Origin of the sequence: Pseudomonas paraeruginosa PA7 (assembly GCF_000017205.1) — a bacterium.
GTDB lineage: Bacteria > Pseudomonadota > Gammaproteobacteria > Pseudomonadales > Pseudomonadaceae > Pseudomonas > Pseudomonas paraeruginosa.
In genome coordinates, this window is the sequence record NC_009656.1 from 4,147,127 (window position 1) to 4,162,999 (window position 15,873).

The 15,873-nt window shown below is 67.7% G+C and carries 11 protein-coding genes and 1 pseudogene; 8 read left to right on the top strand and 4 right to left on the bottom strand.

The features are described from left to right. The first annotated feature begins 90 nt into the window (after positions 1-90). Entirely contained in the window at positions 91-1,824 is a 1,734-nt protein-coding gene (gene aceK / locus PSPA7_RS19060) for a bifunctional isocitrate dehydrogenase kinase/phosphatase (RefSeq protein ID WP_012076516.1), read from the top strand. 20 nt (positions 1,825-1,844) lie between these two features. On the opposite strand, the gene pdxB is transcribed toward aceK, so the two are convergent. Next, on the bottom strand, positions 1,845-2,987 hold the full coding sequence (gene pdxB, locus PSPA7_RS19065) for a 4-phosphoerythronate dehydrogenase PdxB (RefSeq protein ID WP_012076517.1): 1,143 nt from the start codon (positions 2,985-2,987) through the stop codon (positions 1,845-1,847). Positions 2,988-3,137: 150 nt separating this feature from the next. On the opposite strand from pdxB, the pseudogene PSPA7_RS19070 reads away from it, so the two are divergent. From PSPA7_RS19070 to PSPA7_RS19100, 7 genes and pseudogenes are all read left to right on the top strand, one after another. Further along, positions 3,138-3,518: pseudogene (locus tag PSPA7_RS19070) on the top strand (beta-ketoacyl-ACP synthase II); the annotation flags it as partial. Positions 3,519-3,672: 154 nt separating this feature from the next. Next, the gene (locus tag PSPA7_RS19075) at positions 3,673-4,017 is read left to right on the top strand and encodes a hypothetical protein (RefSeq protein WP_041025375.1); all 345 of its coding nucleotides are present in this window, start codon (positions 3,673-3,675) and stop codon (positions 4,015-4,017) included. 59 nt (positions 4,018-4,076) lie between these two features. Further along, positions 4,077-5,351: a TolC family protein gene (locus PSPA7_RS19080; protein ID WP_171941874.1), complete on the top strand. Its 1,275-nt coding sequence runs from the start codon at positions 4,077-4,079 to the stop codon at positions 5,349-5,351. Continuing rightward, a complete protein-coding gene (locus tag PSPA7_RS19085) occupies positions 5,348-6,823 on the top strand; it encodes an efflux RND transporter periplasmic adaptor subunit (RefSeq protein WP_012076521.1) in 1,476 nt (491 codons plus the stop codon). The genes PSPA7_RS19080 and PSPA7_RS19085 overlap by 4 nt, the downstream gene beginning before the upstream one ends. Then, complete coding sequence (locus PSPA7_RS19090; protein ID WP_012076522.1) at positions 6,820-9,972, top strand: efflux RND transporter permease subunit; 3,153 nt, start codon at positions 6,820-6,822, stop codon at positions 9,970-9,972. The genes PSPA7_RS19085 and PSPA7_RS19090 overlap by 4 nt, the downstream gene beginning before the upstream one ends. Next, positions 9,969-10,295, top strand: a complete 327-nt coding sequence (locus tag PSPA7_RS19095; protein ID WP_003149605.1) for a copper-binding protein — start codon at positions 9,969-9,971, stop codon at positions 10,293-10,295. Before PSPA7_RS19090 ends, PSPA7_RS19095 begins: the two co-directional genes overlap by 4 nt. Positions 10,296-10,501: 206 nt before the next feature. Then, entirely contained in the window at positions 10,502-11,338 is an 837-nt protein-coding gene (locus tag PSPA7_RS19100; RefSeq protein ID WP_012076523.1) for a PhzF family protein, read from the top strand. 165 nt (positions 11,339-11,503) lie between these two features. On the opposite strand, the gene PSPA7_RS19105 is transcribed toward PSPA7_RS19100, so the two are convergent. The 3 genes from PSPA7_RS19105 to PSPA7_RS19115 form a co-directional block, all read right to left on the bottom strand. After that, complete coding sequence (locus PSPA7_RS19105) at positions 11,504-13,954, bottom strand: TonB-dependent receptor (RefSeq protein WP_012076525.1); 2,451 nt, start codon at positions 13,952-13,954, stop codon at positions 11,504-11,506. Between the two features lie 77 nt (positions 13,955-14,031). Then, entirely contained in the window at positions 14,032-14,874 is an 843-nt protein-coding gene (locus tag PSPA7_RS19110) for a FecR family protein (RefSeq protein WP_041025376.1), read from the bottom strand. Next, the gene (locus PSPA7_RS19115; protein ID WP_003149613.1) at positions 14,871-15,395 is read right to left on the bottom strand and encodes an RNA polymerase sigma factor; all 525 of its coding nucleotides are present in this window, start codon (positions 15,393-15,395) and stop codon (positions 14,871-14,873) included. The genes PSPA7_RS19110 and PSPA7_RS19115 overlap by 4 nt, the downstream gene beginning before the upstream one ends. Between the last annotated feature and the right edge of the window lie 478 nt (positions 15,396-15,873).

The window sequence follows — 15,873 nt, forward strand, 5'->3', positions numbered from 1 at the left end:
GCCGGGCCCGACCAGCCGGTCGGAGATCGCGCTTTCCCTGTCGCGCGGCTCTGGCTAAGCTCGGCGTTCGAACCACGAAAGGACGCCAGCATGGTCCAGAGTGCCCCAGCCAGCGAAATCGCCGCCCTCATCCTGCGCGGTTTCGACGCTTACCGAGAGCAGTTCCGCGAGATCACCGACGGCGCCCGGGCCCGCTTCGAGCAGGCGCAATGGCAGGAAGCGCAGCGCGCCTCGGCGCAGCGGATCAACCTCTACGAGGAAAAGGTCGCCGAAACGGTGGCCGGGCTGCGCGCGGGGCTGGCCGACAGCGAGCTGCTGGACGTGGAGCGCTGGCCGATCATCAAGAGCGCCTACATCGCGCAGATCGACCTGCGGCTGGACGACGAGCTGGCCGAGACCTGGTTCAACTCGATCTTCTGCGGGCTGTTCAGCCACGACAACATCAGCGACGGCACGATGTTCGTGCACACCACCCGGCCCTCGCTGCGCGCCCACGCCCGCGCGCCCTACACCCGCACCTACCGGCCGGGCGGCGACCTGCGCCAGGCGCTGGAGAAGATCTTCGACGACTACCGCTTCGACGTGCCCTACGACGACCGCGAGCGCGACCTCGAACGGATCGACGCGCTGCTGCACAGCAACCTGCCGGATTGGGTGTGCAAGGACCCGGACCTGGCCATCGAGCTGATCGGCTCGGTGTTCTACCGCAATAAGGGCGCCTACCTGGTGGGCCGCCTGTTCACCCCGGACGAACAGTGGCCGCTGGTGTTCCCGCTGCTGCACCGCGAGGGCCACGGCATCCAGTTCGACACGGTGATCACCGACGAGGCGGAAGTCTCGATCATCTTCTCCTTCACCCGCTCCTACTTCATGGTCGACGTGCCGGTGCCGGCCGAGCTGGTGGCCTTCCTCAAGCGCCTGCTGCCGGGCAAGCACCTGGCCGAGCTGTACACCTCGATCGGCTTCTACAAGCAGGGCAAGAGCGAGTTCTACCGCGCGCTGATCAACCACCTGGCGACCACCGACGACCGCTTCGTCATGGCCCCCGGGGTACGCGGGATGGTGATGAGCGTGTTCACCCTGCCCGGCTTCAACACGGTGTTCAAGATCATCAAGGACCGCTTCAACCCGTCGAAGAGCGTCGACCACGCCACGGTGATCCAGAAGTACCAGTTGGTGAAGAACCACGACCGGGTCGGGCGCCTGGCCGACACCCAGCAGTTCGCCGACTTCCGCTTCCCGGTGAGCAAGTTCGAGCCGGAATGCCTGGCCGAGCTGCTGGAAGTGGCGCCGTCGACGGTGGTGGTGGAAGGCGACGTGGTGCTGATCCGCCACTGCTGGACCGAGCGGCGCATGACCCCGCTGAACATCTACCTGGAGAACGCCAGCGAGGCGCAGACCCGCGAGGCGCTGAACGACTACGGGCTGGCGATCAAGCAACTGGCGGCGGCGAACATCTTCCCCGGCGACATGCTGCTGAAGAACTTCGGCGTGACCCGCCACGGCCGGGTGGTGTTCTACGACTACGACGAGATCTGCTACCTCACCGAGGTGAACTTCCGCTACATCCCCGAGCCGCGCTTCCCCGAGGACGAGATGTCGTCCGAGCCCTGGTATTCGGTGGGGCCCAACGACGTGTTCCCGGAGGAATTCCCGCGCTTCCTGTTCGTCGACCTCGACCAGCGCCGGCTGTTCGCCAAGCTGCACGGCAACCTCTACGACGCCAAATACTGGCAGGGCCTCCAGCAGCAGATCCGCGAGGGCAAGGTGATCGACGTGTTTCCCTATCGGCGGCAGGAGACGCCCGAGCAGTTGCTCAAGTAGCCCGAACCAGCCGCACGCGCCTAGACCAACTGCGCCCCCAGCGCCCGCACCACCCGCTGCAACTCCGCCTGTCCACCGGTGGCGACGCGCAGGCCGGTGATCTCGCGGCGCGGCGGGTAGTGTTTGCGCAGGGCGTCGAAGGCGGCGCGGCGGGTGGCGCTGTCGCCGGTCAGGCTGCGGCGGAAGGCGGCGTCGTCACTGCGCGGGTCGTACACCGCGCGGCACAGCGTGGCCAGGGCCCAGGCCGGGTCGCAGCCGGGGTTGAGTTGCAGGCCGGCGAGCCAGGTTTCCGGCAGCACGTCTTGCAGGCTCACGCGTTCGGCGATGCCGCGCCAGGCGCAGTAGGCCTGGTAGATCTGCGCGGTGCCGCGCAGCTTGCCTTCCAGGCTGTAGCCGGCGATGTGCGGAGTGGCGATCAGGCAGCGCGCGGCCAGTTCGGGGTCGGCCTGCGGTTCGCCTTCCCAGACGTCCAGCGCCACTTCCAGGTCGGCGCCGCCTTCGAGCAGGCGGCGCAGGGCCTGGTTGTCGACCACCGCGCCACGGCTGGCGTTGACCAGCCAGGTGCCGGGACGCAGGGCGGCCAGGCGGGGTTCATCCAGCAGGTGGCGGGTCGGGTGTTCGCCGTCGCGGTTCAGCGGGGTGTGCAGGCTGATCACGTCGGCCTCGGCCAGCAGCCGTTCCAGCGAGACGAATTCGCCGTCCGGCTCGCGCGCCTGGCGCGGCGGATCGCAGACCAGCACCTTCCAGCCCAGCCCGCGCAGCACCTCCACCAGCCGCCCGCCGACCTGCCCGGCGCCGACCACGCCATAGGTGCGTTCGGCCAGGTCGGCGCCGCGCACCTCGGCCATCGCCAGCAGGCAACCGAGCACGTAGTCCACCACCCCGCGGGCGTTGCAGCCGGGCGCGCTGGACCAGGCGATGCCGGCCTCGGCGAAGTAGTCGAGGTCGAGGTGGTCGGTGCCGATGGTGCAGGTGCCAACGAAGCGTACCGGCGAGCCGGCCAGCGCCGCGCGGCTGACCTCGGTGACCGAACGCACCAGCAGCACGTCGACCTCGGCCAGCGCCGCGCGGTCGATGGCGCGCCCGGGCAGGCGGCGAATGGAGCCCTGGTCGGCGAAGAAGGCGTCGACCAGGGGAATGTTTTCATCGGCGAGAATACGCATGCAGACCTCCGCGAACGAGGCTGCACACTCTAGCAGGGCGGAGGCTCGCGGTGTTGCCGAACGGCTCGCGAGACGGACCTGCCAGCGCCATGCGCAAGCCTCGACGATCGCGTTTCTCCCAACCACGACCGCGAACGATGGCCCGCCACAAGGAACAGAACCGCGAATCGCTTCCTCGACCAGGCCCGCGACGGCTTCGTCATGGGCGAAGGCGCCGGCCTCCTGGTCATCGAGGAACTGGTGGGCTGCGGCACCAGCGCCGACGCCTACCACATGACCGCCGGGCCGGAAGATGGCAGCGGCGCCCGCCGGGCCATGCAGCAGGCGCTGCGTCAGGCCGGCGTGGAAGCGGTCGCGGTGCAGTACCTGAATGCCCCCGCCACGCTCAACCTGGAAACGCCCGACGCAGACGCCGAGGGCCTCGACCTGGTTCGCGGCCAAGCCCGGCGGTGGCCGATGGAACATGCGCTATCCAATGGCTTCGGCTGCGGTGGGGTGAATGCCAGCGTATTGTTCCGGCGCCGGGTGTAGGACGGCCGGCCCCTCCGCCAGCCGCTCGGAACCCGCTGGCGGGGGCATCGAGCACAAGGAAACTCCCGGTGCCTGCCCTGCCAGCAGCGGGCCTCGAAGCCGCCCCGAAGGGATTCTGTTGCCGCAGCGAAACGCTGTGAATACACTGCCCGGCATGATTCGTCGCCTTCGCTTGCTCGTAGTCTTGCTGCTGACCGTCGCGCTTCCCCTCACCGGGATGGCGGGCATCGAGGCGCCGACCGAACCTTGCCCGATGCAGAGCATGGGGATGGAGCGGATGGCGGGCATGGATCAGGATTGCTGCAAGGACATGAGCAAGACGCCCCAGCACGGCAAGAAGGACTGTAAAAGCGGACAGGAATGCAAGAGCGGCAGTCTTTTGCAGGTCAATGTCCTGAAGCCCGCCACCCCCACCGCCATTTCCCACCGCGCTACGCGGCATTCCGACGTCGTGCTCGGCCAGGCTCCAGCCGACCCCTGGCGACCACCCTGCGCCTGATTCCTCTCTCGACCTGACCCCCGCCCGCGGCCTTGGCGGCTGCCGGGCGGCCCGCGCCCATGCGCTGGTTTTCCAGAGGAATTCTCGACGTGACCCATGTCCGACTCCTATCGGGCTGGCTGCTGCTCGCGCTGCTGCCCAGCCTGTCCGCGCAGGGTGCCGCCCTGTCGCTGGACGAAGCCTTGTTGCTGGCTGAACGCAACGCACCATCCCTGCTCGCACAAAGCGAGAAGCTATCTGCCGCGAAAAGCGCCGCCATCCCTGCCGGAGAACTTCCCGACCCCAGGCTGAGCCTGGGTGTGCAGAACGTTCCCATCGAGGGCGACGAGCGTTGGTCCACCCGGCGCGACAACATGTCCATGCAGGTGGTCGGCCTGACGCAGGAGATGACCAATGGCGACAAGCGCAAAGCCCGTATCGAGACAGCGCAGGCCGCCATCGAGCGCGCCGATGCCGAGGCGGGCGTGGAGCGCCTGAAGGTCCGTAATGCCTTGGCCCAGGCCTGGATCGGGGCCTACACACTGCAACGCAAGCTGGCAATGTTCGACGACTTCTACCACGAGAACCGTCTGCTCGAGGCGGCCGTCCGCGCGCGCCTGGCCGGCGGCGGCGCAAGCGCGGTGGACGGGGTAGCCCCGCGCCAGGAGGCCGCCCTGCTGGATGAGCAGAAGGACGACCTGCTGCGCCAGGCTGCCCAGGCCCGTGCAGCGCTCAGGCGCTGGATCGGACAGGACGTGCCCCGGACCCTGAGCGGCGGCTTCCCGCACTGGTCCATCGATGCTGCGCGTTCGCTGCAGGCGCTGCACAGGCACCCGGAACTCGCCGCCTACGGACCGATGACCCGCGAGGCGGAAGCGCTGGTGCGCGAGGCCGTGGCGGAGAAGAAGCCGGACTGGAGCTGGGAAGTGGACTACCAGCGTCGCGGCCGCGACTTCGGCGACATGATGACGCTGCAGCTGAGCTTCGACCTGCCCCTGTTCAGCGGCACTCGCCAGGATCCGAAGATCGCCGCGCGACGTGCCCAGGTGCGCCAGCTGGCAGCCGAGCGCGAGGCCCTGGCGCGCGAGCACGAGCAGCAACTGGCGGACGACCTGGCCGAACATCGCCGCCTGCAACGTGCCTTGGAGCGCAGCCAGGGCACCCTGGTGCCGCTGGCCGAGGAAAAGGTACGCCTGGCCACCGCGGGCTACCGCGCCGGCAAGCTCCAGCTCGACGAGGTGATCGGCGCCCGCCAGCAACTGGTGGCGGCAAGGCTCAGGCAGATTGACCTGCAAGGCGCCCTGGCACAGGTCGCGGCGCGCCTCCACTTCACTTACGAGGAGGGCCGCGCATGAGCCGTTTCCCCTGGAAAGCTTCGATCCTGTCAGGTCTCGTCCTGGTCGTAGGCGCCAGCGCCGGCTATTGGCTGGCGCGACCCACCCAGGCGCCGGCAGCGGCACCGCCGCCGGGTACCGAACGCAAGCCGCTGTACTGGTACGACCCGATGGTCCCGCAGCAGCACTTCGATGCACCGGGCAAATCGCCCTTCATGGACATGCAGTTGGTGCCCAGATACGCCGACGATGCCAGTGCCGCCGACAGCGAGCCCGCAGTACGTATCGAGCCGGGCATTCAGCAGAATCTCGGCGTACGCCTGGCCGTCGTCACCCGCGACAAACTCGATCGCGCACTGCGGATCAGCGGCGTCCTGGCTTTCAACGATCGCGACGTGGCCGTGCTGCAAGCCCGTGCCGGCGGTTTCGTCGAGCGCACCTACGCCCGCGCGCCGGGCGATGTGGTGACCGCCGGAGCCCCGATAGCGGACGTGCTGGTACCCGAGTGGACGGCAGCGCAGGAGGAATTCGTCGCCTTGCGCCGTATGGGCGAGCCGGCACTGCTGGCAGCCGCCCGCCAACGACTGCTGCTGGCGGGCATGCCCGCTGAACTCGTGCGACAGATCGAGCGCAGCGGCGAGGTCCAGCCCTTGGCCACCCTGAGAGTGCCGATCGGTGGAGTGATCCGGGAGCTCGATGTACGCCCGGGCATGACCCTGGCGGCGGGCGCGTCCCTGGCCAGGATCAACGGCCTGGGGCACGTCTGGCTGGAAGCCGCCGTGCCGGAGGCGCAGGCCGCCGGCCTGCGTGTCGGCCAGGCGGTCACGGCGCGCCTGATGGCTTTTCCTGAGCGCCCGGTGGCCGGGACCCTGGCCAGTATCCTGCCGGAGAACGACCGGCAGAGTCGCACCCTGCGACTGCGCATCGAACTGCCCAATGCCGATGGCCAGTTGCGCCCGGGCATGACGACAGAGGTCAGCCTCGATCTTGCCGGTCAGGACGCCGTGCTACAGATTCCCAGCGAAGCGGTCATCCGTACCGGGAAGCGCAACCTGGTGATGCTGGCGGAAGGCAAGGGGCGGTTTCGTCCGGTCGAGGTTCGACTCGGCCAGGAGAACGGCAGCCATGTGGCCGTTCTGCAGGGCTTGCAGGAAGGCCAGCGGGTGGTCGCTTCCGGGCAGTTCCTGATCGATTCGGATGCCAGCCTCAAGGGCATCGAGGCCCGCACGGCCGACGAACCCGTCGCGCCGATGCGGATGCCGCCCGTTCACGAGGCGGACGGCCGCATCGTGGAGATCTCCGCGCAAGGCTTGACCATCGACCACGGCCCGTTCCACACCCTGGGCATGTCCGGCATGACCATGACCTTCCCTCTCGCTCGCCCCGGTCTGGCGGCAGGCCTGAAGCCCGGCGACCGCGTTCGCTTCGGCGTCAGCCAGGGCGATGCCGGACTGGTCATCGAACAGATCGGCAAGCAGGAGCCGCAGCCATGATCGCCAAGCTCATCCGCTGGTCGGTGGCCAACCGTTTCCTGATACTGCTGGCCACGCTGTTCATCGTTGCCTGGGGGGTGTGGTCGCTGCGCAGCACGCCGGTCGATGCGCTGCCGGATATCTCCGACGTGCAGGTGATCATCCGTACCAGCTACCCAGGGCAGGCGCCGCAGATCGTCGAGAACCAGGTCACCTATCCGCTGGCCACCACCATGCTGTCGGTGCCGGGTGCGAAGACCGTCCGCGGCTTTTCCTCGTTCGGCGACAGCTTCGTCTACGTGCTGTTCGAGGACGGAACCGACCTCTACTGGGCTCGCTCCCGAGTGCTGGAGTACCTGAACCAGGTGCAATCGCGTCTGCCGTCGACGGCGAAGGCCGCCCTGGGGCCGGACGCCACCGGGGTCGGCTGGATCTACCAGTACGCCTTGCTGGATCGCAGCGGCCGGCATGATCTGGCACAGCTCCGCGCGCTGCAGGACTGGTTCCTCAAGTACGAGCTGAAGACCGTGCCGGACGTGGCCGAAGTCGCCACCGTCGGCGGCATGGTCAAACAGTACCAGGTAGTGCTCGACCCGGTGCGCCTCGCCAGCCTGGGTATCACCCAGGGCCAGGTGATCGAGGCTATCGGCAAGGCCAACCGGGAAGCCGGTGGCGGCGTACTCGAACTCGGCGAGGCGGAGTTCATGGTGCGTGCCTCGGGTTACCTGGAGACGTTGGCGGACTTCCGCGCGATTCCCTTGCGCCTGGCGGCCAACGGCAGCCCGGTGACTCTCGGCGACGTCGCCAGCATCCAGCTCGGCCCGGAGGTACGCCGGGGCATCGGTGAGCTGGACGGTGAAGGCGAGGCGGTGGGCGGGGTGATAGTGCTGCGCAGTGGCAAGAACGCTCGCCAAGCCATTGCCCATGTGAAAGCGAAGCTGGAGACGCTGAAGAAGAGCCTGCCCGAGGGAGTGGAGATCGTCACCACCTACGACCGCAGCCAACTGATCGATCGTGCGGTGAGCAACCTCAGCCACAAGCTGATCGAGGAGTTCATCGTCGTCGCGCTGGTCTGTGCCGCGTTCCTCTGGCACCTGCGCTCCTCGCTGGTGGCCATCGTCTCGCTGCCGGTGGGGGTGCTCATCGCGCTGATCGTGATGCGCCACCAGGGGATCAACGCCAACATCATGTCCCTGGGCGGCATCGCCATCGCCATCGGCGCGATGGTCGATGCTGCGGTGGTGATGATCGAGAACGCGCACAAGCGAGTCGAGGCCTGGCAGGAGAAGCACCCTGGCATGCCACTGGTTGGCGAACAGCGCTGGAAAGTGATGACCGAGGCCGCGACGGAGGTCGGCCCGGCACTGTTCTTCAGCCTGCTGATCATCACCCTGTCGTTCATTCCGGTATTTACCCTGCAGGCGCAGGAGGGACGCCTGTTCGGCCCGCTGGCATTCACCAAGACCTATGCGATGGCCGGCGCCGCCGCGCTCTCCGTGACCCTGGTGCCGGTACTGATGGGGTACTGGATCCGCGGACGCTTGCCCTCGGAGCAGCGCAACCCGCTCAATCGCTGGCTGATCCGGCTCTACCAGCCGGCGCTGGATGCCGTGCTGCGTCGCCCACGCACGACCCTGGCGACAGCGGCGCTGGTCTTCCTCTCCGGACTGTGGCCCCTCGCCCACCTGGGCGGGGAATTCCTGCCGCCGCTGGACGAGGGCGACCTGCTGTACATGCCCTCGGCCCTGCCGGGGCTCTCGGCGCAAAAGGCTTCGGAGCTGCTGCAGAGCACCGACCGCCTGATCAGGAGCGTGCCGGAAGTGGCTTCGGTGTTCGGCAAGGCCGGCCGCGCCGAGTCGGCCACCGACCCGGCGCCATTGGAGATGTTCGAGACGACCATTCGCTTCAAGCCAGAGGAGCAATGGCGACCTGGCATGACCAGTGAAAAGCTGGTGGAGGAACTGGACCGCGTGGTGAAGGTACCGGGCCTGACCAATATATGGATTCCGCCGATACGCAATCGCATCGACATGCTCGCCACCGGCGTCAAGAGCCCCATCGGGATCAAGGTCGCCGGTACCGACCTGGCCGAGATCGACCAGGCCACCCAGGCCGTGGAGCGGGTAGCCAGGGGCATCGCGGGGGTGAGTTCGGCCCTGGCCGAACGCCTCGTCGGCGGCCGCTACATCGATGTCGACATCGACCGCCAGGCAGCCGCCCGCTATGGCATGAACATCGCCGATGTGCAGACCATCGTCAGCAGTGCCATCGGCGGCGAGAACGTTGGCGAAACAGTGGAAGGGCTCGCCCGCTACCCCATCAATGTGCGTTATCCACGCGAGTGGCGCGACTCGGTCGAGGCTCTGCGACAATTGCCGATCTACACCGCCCAGGGTGGGCAGATCACCCTGGGCAGCGTGGCCCGGGTGCGCATCAGCGAAGGTCCGCCGATGCTCAAGAGCGAGAACGCCCGGCTTTCCGGCTGGGTCTACGTGGACGTGCGCGGTCGCGACCTGGCTTCGGTGGTGGCGGAACTGCGCCAGGCAGTGGATCGCGAGGTGCGGCTGGCACCGGGCATGAGCCTGAGCTACTCCGGGCAGTTCGAATACCTGGAGCGCGCCAACGCCCGCCTCGGACTGGTGGTGCCGGCGACCCTGGCGATCATCTTCGTCCTGCTCTACCTCACTTTCGGTCGTTTCGACGAGGCCCTGCTGATCATGGCCACTTTGCCCTTGGCCCTCACCGGCGGGGTGTGGCTGCTGTACCTGATGGGCTTCAACCTGTCGGTGGCGACCGGAGTCGGTTTCATCGCCCTGGCCGGGGTCGCGGCGGAGTTCGGCGTAATCATGCTGGTCTACCTGAAGAACGCCTGGTCCGTACGCCCGGACGGCGGCGGTCCTGGCGAATTGCTGGCGGCCATACGCGAGGGCGCGGTCCAGCGCGTACGCCCCAAGGCCATGACCGTCGCCGTGATCGTCGCCGGCCTGTTGCCGATCCTCTGGAGCGGCGGCACCGGTAGCGAGGTGATGAGCCGCATCGCCGCCCCCATGGTCGGCGGCATGCTCACCGCCCCGCTGCTTTCGCTATTCGTCATCCCCGCCGCCTACTGGCTGATGCGTCGTCGTCAGCCCGGCGAGATAGCCCAACCCCACCCAGGAGAAATTGCATGAACGCTTCCTTCATCGCCCTTGGCGCCCTGCTGTTCGCCCTGTCCTTCCCCGCGTTCTCCGAAAGCATGCCCGACAGGCGGATGGACGGCGCGAAAAGCTACCAGACCGCCCGTGCCGAGGGCACCATCGAGGCGATCGACCCGGAGCGCCACACGGTCACTCTCGCCCATGGTCCCGTCGTCGCGTTGCAATGGCCGCCAATGACCATGGGGTTCAAGACCTCCGACGAGCAACTCGAGGGTCTGCGGGTCGGGGATAGGGTGGAGTTCGAGTTCCGCAGTGAAGGAGGCTCGTCGCGGATCCTGAGTATCCGCAAGAAGTAACTCCCGAGCGCGCGTACGTCCCGTCGGCCGGTTCGGTCGACGGGGCCCTCCCCCGATAGCTGACTGCCGGCCGGGAGGAAGTTGCCCAAGATAGCCATCGTCGAACCGCAGGCGCGTGAGCGGCTGATACCCAACAATCGCGAAACCCGGTTTCGCACGGCAGCCACCTGCCCTATCCTCCCCCCGCCACAACGCCAGGAGGCTACATGCCGGTTTCGTTACCCTTCGAGCAAGTCGATGTCTTCTCCGAACAGCCCTTCAAAGGCAACGCCGTTGCCGTGGTGATCGGTGCCGACCACTTGAGCAGCCAGCAGATGCTCGAGTTCGCGGCCTGGACCCAGTTGAGCGAGACGACCTTCCTGCTGCGGCCGACCGTTGCCGAAGCCGACTATCGCGTGAGGATCTTCACCCCGCTGCGGGAGCTGCCCTTTGCCGGGCATCCGACGCTGGGAAGCTGCCAGGTCTGGCTGAACCAGGGGGGCGGCAATGCTGCTGACGAGATCGTCCAGGAATGCCTGGCGGGCCTGATCCGCATCCGCCGCAAGGGCGCCTTGCTGTCGTTCGCGGCGCCTCCCCTGCTCCGTGGCGGAGCGGTCGAAGACGAAGTTTTGCGACGGATCGAGAGCGGGCTAGGCCTGTCCCCGGGGCAGGTACTCGGCAGCCAATGGGTGGACAACGGACCCGGCTGGGTCGCCGTTCGGCTGGCCACGCGTGACGAGATCCTGGCCATTCGCCCGGACTACGCAAAGCTCGACGGGCTCAACGTGGGGGTGGTCGCGCCCTGGCAAGGTCCCCAGGCGGAGGCTGATGTGGAAGTGCGCGCCTTCATGGGCGAGGAACTCAATGAAGACCCCGTTACCGGCAGCCTCAACGCGAGCCTGGCGCAATGGCTGATCGGCACGGGGGTCATGCCCGGGCGCTACACGGCGAGCCAGGGCACGGCCTTGGGTCGCCGGGGGCGGATAAGCGTCGAGCAGATCGGCGGCGATATCTGGATCGGCGGTGAGGTACAGCCGGGCATGTCGGGGCAGGTCGTGTTCTGAGCGGGACGGCGTAACCTGCCCCTCCCCATTACCTGGCCGGCATGGAGCGGCGTCCGGCATTGGGCAGAAATGCCTGCCCACGCGGATGACAACGAGGGCGCCTTCTCTCTGGAAGCATCCTCCCTGCCCACCGGGCCGCCCAGGCCCGGTGGCTCCGCCCTCCCCTCACCAGTTGTGCGTATAGCTCGCCGTCAGCACCGTGCCCGGCGCCGGCAGGTGGCTGGTGTTGTTGTTGTTGCGCAGCAGTTGGCTGTAGAGCGGGTAGTAGTCGCGGTTGAACAGGTTCTGGATGCCCAGGCTCAACTGGTCGTCGGGGGTGATGCGGTACTGGCTGACCAGGTCGACCGTGGTGTAGGTGCTGACCTGGCGGCGGCCGAAGCTTTCCACGCCGTCGAGACGGTAGTCCTTGGAGTCGAAGAAGGTGGCCTGCAGACGGTTGTTCCAGTCGGCATCCGGCTTGTATTGCAGGTAGGCGGTCAGCTTCAGCGGCGGCACACGGTAGCCGGTCATGTTCTGCCAGTCCTTGCCGTCCGGCTTCTCGCGCCCGCGCATCCAGGTGGCGCTGCCGCCCGCGCCCCAGACTTCGTCGTCGCTGAGCCAGTCGGCGCTGGCCTCGACGCCGTAGATGCGTTCCTTGGTGCGGGTGAGGATCAGGCCGTTGTTGAAACTCTGCACGTCGCCCAGCTTGGAGGTGGTGTAGAACAGCGCCAGGCTGCCCAGGGTATTGCCGCCGATGGCACCGCGCCAGCCGAGTTCGTAGTTGTTGGTCTTCACCGGTTCGAGGTTCGACGAGCCGATATCGAAGCCACGGCGGGCGTTGCGCAGTTGGATGCCGACGTCGGGCAATTGGAAGCCCTGGCTGAAGGAGGCGTAGATCTCCTGGCCGGCCACCGGCGAATAGACGATGCCGAGGTTCGACAGCACCGCATCGTAGTCGAGGTCGCCGCCCTTGACGGCCACCGGCGAGGCGGCCTTGGACTCGGAGAGCGGGATGAAGTCGTCGAATTCGGCGGTGGAATATTCGTAGCGCAGGCCACCGTCGATCGACCAGTGTTCGTCGAAGCGATGCTGCAACTGGGCGAACGCGCCGGCGCTGCGAGTCCGTAGCGGCGGCATGTAGGTGAGCTTGCCGATCTTGTCGAAGACCAGCCCGCCGCTGGCGTCGTAGGCCGCCGGGTCGAACACGTCGAGCGGCATGTCGCTGCGTTCCTGGTTGTAGTCGCCGCCCCAGACCAGTTCGGTATTGCCGCTCTCGCCCAGCGGCGTGCGCAGGGTCAGGCGGCTGCCGAACACTTCGCTGTTCTGCATGATCTGGTCGACGTTGCCGCCACGGGTGGAGACGGCGCGGGCGTCGAACGGAGTGAAGCGAGTGAAATAGTCGCGGTAGTAGAGCTGCGCGGAGAGCCGGCTGCCGAGGATGTCGAGGTTCTCGTACTCGAGGTTCGCCAGGGTGTTGCGGATGCGGTTCTGCTCGTCCAGCTCCAGGCCCTTGATCGCGTTGGCCGGGACCGAGCCCGGCGGCAGTCTGGCGACCCTCGGGTCGGTGGCGTAGTCGGTGTCCTGGCGGGCGTCGTAGTGGCTGAGGGCGAGCTGCACGCGCTGGTTCTCGTCGATGCGCAGGCCGAGCTTGCCGCCGATGTTGTAGACGTTCGAGTCGAACAGGTCGCCCTGGCTGGGTTCCGGGGCGATACGGTCGCCATGGGCATCGTAGGAAGCGCCGACGTGGCGGGTACCGAAGTCGAACGAATAGTCCAGCGCCCCCAGGGAGCCGGCGAAGTACTGCTGGAACTGGCCGCCGAGGCCATCGCTGCCCAGGCGGGTCAGCGGCGAGGTGGCGCTGAGGCGGGTTTCCGCGCGGTTCTCGCCGCCGGCCGGACGCGTGGTGATGGAGATGATCCCGCCGGTGGCGCCACTGCCGTAGATGGCGCTGCTGCCACGGATGACCTCGATCCGCTCGATCAGCGCCGGGTCGATGTTGGCCAGGTTGCGCGAGGAGTCGCGGTTGGTGTTCAGCGGCACGCCGTCGACCATCACCAGCATGCTGCGCCCGCGCAGGGTCTGGCCGTATTCGGTGATGGTGCGGCTGGAGTCGGACATCCCCGGCACCGCCTTGGCCAGCACGGTGGCCAGGCTGTCGGAGCCCTGGCGCAGCTCTTCCAGCTGGGCATGCTCGATGACGGTGGACTGGCGGGTGGCGGAAACCAGGTCGCTGCTGGTGCGCGAGGCGGTGATTTCCATCTGCTCCATGTCCAGCGGTTCGCTCTGGGCTTGCGGAACGGGCGCGGCGGCTTTGCGGGCTTCGCCGGCCGGTACGACGATGAAGGTATGTTCGTCCCTGGTCTGTGCCTGCAGGCCGCTGTCCCGGAGCAACTGGCGCAGCGCCTCCTCGGGGGTGTAACGACCCTTCAGCGCGGGCGCCTGGCGGCCGGTGCCGAGGTCGCCGGCGAAGAGGATCTGTACCGAGGACTGCTGCGCGAGGGCATTGATGGCCTGGCCGAGCGGTGCGGCGGGCAGGTCCATGTCGAGCTTTTCCTGGGCCTGGGCCGACACCGCGAGGAGCAGGCTGCTGGCGAGCAATGAGGGGCGCAGGTGGCGACTGCGGAGGGAAAAATGCACGTCTCGATTTCCTTTGCAGGTTGGCTTTTCCTGGATAGCCGCCACGGCGCGCGGGAAACCCTACCTGCGTCCGAGAATTATTTTCGCGTCGATTTGCGTTGGATCTCGACGCTGCCGTCTTCCTGCCGCGACACGGCCACGGGGAGGATGCTCGGCAGCAGGTCGAGCAGCCGGTCGGCGTTGTGCGCGGCGAAGACGCCGGTCAGCCGGAGGGTGGCCAGGCTGGGATCGTCCAGGAGAATGGGCGCCTTGCGGTAATGGCGCAGCAGCGCGACGGCTTCGCCCAGGGGCGTGCGCTCGAAGACCAGGCGGTCGTCCTGCCAGGCCATCGCCGTGGCGGCATCGACCTTGGCCACCGGGGTCAGTTGCCCGCCGATCGAGTCGACCTGCTGCCCCGGCAGGAGCACCAGCGGCGCCTTCGCGGCGGCCATGTTGGCCACTTCCACCCGGCCACGGGCCAGGGTCACGCGGACATCGTCGTCCAGGCGGCGGACGTTGAACCGGGTACCGAGCACGCGGACCCGGGTCGACCCCGCGGAGACCACGAAGGGCCGGTACAGCGTCGGCGACACCTCGAAGAGCGCCTGCCCCGAGCGCAGCTCGACCTGGCGGCTGAACGGGTGCCAGCTGACCTCGACCTGGCTGCCGCTGTCGAGCAGCAACTGGCTGCCATCGGCCAGGGTCACGTCGCGCCGCTCACCGATGGCGGTGACGAAGCGCTCGTGCTGGTAGGCCGGGTCCAGCCAGGCCAGGGTGCCGACGGCCAGCGCCAGCAGCAGCGCGCCCCCTGCCGCCTTGGTCGCCTTGCGCGGTTTCGGCGTGGCGGGCGGCAGCGGAAACAGCTCCTTCAGCGCATCGCGATGGCGCTGCAGGGCTTCGTCCACGGGAGCCTGCCCGCCCGGCCTGGTGGGCTGGGTCATGCCTGTACCTCGCCACGCCCGAGGCGTTCCCGGCAGGCCGTCAATCCAAGACGCAGGTGCTTTTCCACGGTCTTGATGGAAATGCCGAGCCGGGCGGCGACTTGCGCCTGGGGAATCTCGTGGATCTTGTGCATGACGAAAACGGCCTGGCAGCGAGGAGGAAGCGCGGCGATGGCCTCGACCAGCGCCTGGAACTCGCGCTCGGCCTCATGCCGGCCCACCGGGGTCGCCGCCGCGCAGGCGACCTCGGGAAGCTCGGCGACGGCTTCCACCCAGGCCGCGCGGCGGCGCTCGCTACGATAGCGGCTCACGGCGGTGTCGTGGGAGATTTTCCGCAGCAGCGCCAGGGGCGTGTGGACGTCGCCCTTCTCGTCACGCTCGAGCAACTGCACGCACACGTCGTGCACTACCTCGCGCGCCATGCCCCGGTCGCCGAAGCGCCGGCGAATGTGGTCGACCAGTTCCTCGTAGTGACGAACCAGTGTGGACAGCAAGGTCGGCTTGGCGGGATCGAACGGCACGATGCACCCAGGAAAGGAGCCGGGCTCCGGATAATGGCGGTCGAGTGTAAATGAGAAACAGTCGCAGATGAAAGACCGGCCATCGCCAGGCCTGCCGATAATGGCTTGGCTTGCACGCACGGCGGCGTGTGCATGACCGGACGGCTGCCGCGAGCCAACGCCGCAACGGGCCGATGCCTGGGCGTCTGAGAGAGGCTGCGGAAAAGTCTGGGAGAGGTGTCCCGCGTGTCCAGGGCGCGTTGTCCAGGGCTGCCATGGCTATGCGGCGGATTACCGCCAAGCGGTTGTCCGCTCTCCGGCGCCTGGTTTCAACAACGCGGGGTCGTTTGCCTGCGCGTAGCGGCGGTAGGGCGAATACCGCCACAGGCGTTATCCGCCGCTGCCACGGGTTTGCGGCGGATAACCGGCACGACCATGCCCACCCTTCCTGACCACCCCGTCAACCCGTAAACTAGCCGGTTCCCCTGCCCAGACAAGG